This is a genomic window from Caballeronia udeis (assembly GCF_001544555.2).
GTDB lineage: Bacteria > Pseudomonadota > Gammaproteobacteria > Burkholderiales > Burkholderiaceae > Caballeronia > Caballeronia udeis.
Genome location: NZ_FCOK02000187.1, coordinates 1 through 1660 on the forward strand (window position 1 = coordinate 1; position 1660 = coordinate 1660).

At 57.1% G+C, this 1660-nt stretch carries 2 protein-coding genes; both read right to left on the reverse strand.

Annotated elements, in window-relative coordinates; translation table 11 throughout:
• Window positions 1–71: 71 nt before the first annotated feature.
• On the reverse strand, window positions 72–1085 hold the full coding sequence (locus tag AWB69_RS45080; RefSeq protein WP_062093215.1) for a site-specific integrase: 1014 nt from the start codon (window positions 1083–1085) through the stop codon (window positions 72–74).
• The coding region (locus AWB69_RS45085) for a tyrosine-type recombinase/integrase (RefSeq protein ID WP_156529224.1) at window positions 1078–1660 on the reverse strand (583 nt) is incomplete at its 5' end. The genes AWB69_RS45080 and AWB69_RS45085, both read right to left, overlap by 8 nt.

The following is a 1660-nucleotide window of genomic DNA, read 5'->3' on the forward strand; positions in this document are numbered from 1 at the left end:
CGCCACGCAGACTCGTTTGTCCTTCTGCGATGGGCTATGCATAGCAGGTCCGTGGTGTGAACTGCGCATAATTACAGGCTTTCAAGGAACTGCATCAGGCGATCGGGCGGTCGATACCGCGGGATTCCGCTGCGAGGTGGCTGCAACTTGTTGAGCGCACACTCCTTCATCGCGAGGTCGGCCTCGACGTACATGTGAGTCGTGGCTGGGCTTTCGTGTCCAAGCCACAGTGCAATGACACTCAGGTCAACGCCCGATTGCAGCAGATGAGTCCCAGTCGAGTGCCGGATGACATGCGGTGAAATGGGATGGCTTGATAGTTGAGGACATTGCCTGGTGGCTGTCTGCGCTGCGAGCTTGAGCCGATCCGTAACGTTGGAGCGCGTCATCGGATTCCCCGAGCGATTGGGGAACAGCATCTGGTCAGGCAACGACCCGATCCGGCGCAACCAGCTTCTGATTTGGCTCGCTGTCGAGCGCCACAAAGGTACGGTGCGCTGTTTCCGGCCTTTGCCGTGGATATGTGCACAGGGCGCCTTATCCAGAACGACGTCACCCACCCGCAGACCGATCAGTTCGGAAACGCGTGCGCCAGTATTGTATAGCGTTGCAAACAGTACCCGGTCCCGCTGCACGCACCAGGTGTTCGGGTCAGGTGCGGCGAGTAGTGCCTCGATCTCGTCACGCGACAGGTGGCCGATGAGCGGCCTGTCGAAGCGCTTCATTGGGATAGCTAAAGTGCTTTGGATAACAGCCAGCGCAGAAATATCCTTGAGTGCTGCGTACTTCAGAAATGAACGGATGGCAACAAGTCGCGCATTCCGGGTGCGCGCGCAATTATGCCGATCGTCCTCCAGATGACGAAGGAAGGCGAGCACCAGATTCACGTTGATGTCCGCTAACGCCAGGTCGACAGGCGACTTACGGAGACGCGCCTGAGCAAACTGAAGGAATAGTCGAAACATATCCCGATAGCTGGCTATCGTCTGCGGGCTGACTGCCCGTTGTTGCATCAGGCGCTCAACGAAGAATTCCTGTAGCAGCGCCGCGAAGTTTGACGACGAACAATGCCTGTGCCTAGACATGACAGACTCCTTCTGTAAAGTGCTCAAAGCGCTGAGCCGCAATTGCCATCAGTTCCGGGATTCCCGTCAGATACCAATAGGTGTCGGTCACCTTGGCGTGCCCTACGTAAGTCGACAGCATGACCATCGCGTTGTCGACGTCCACTCCTTGCTGGTACCAGAGCAACACCCGTCGGCAGATAAACGAGTGCCTCAGATCGTGGATGCGTGGAGCAGGATGATCACCACGGGCGACCCATCCCAACTGTGAACGCAAGGACCCGAAGACATCCTCAACCGTACTGATCTTCATACTGCTTCCGTGCACGATGAAGAAGTGATCGCTTAGCGTGATGGGCCAGTCGTGATCCCGTAGCTCTACGTAGCGACTGAGTGCTCGCACGACGGTTGGATGAAGTGGAACGACGCGTGACTTACGATACTTCGTATCACGAATCATCAACAGGCCATGATCGAGGTCGACGTCTGCGCGTCTCAGATTAAGCACCTCGGAAATCCGCAGTCCGGTGGCCGCGATCAGCCCGAACAGGGTTGAGTAGGTCACGGGCCGCAGTTTCTCCTTCGAGGGCAAGGTC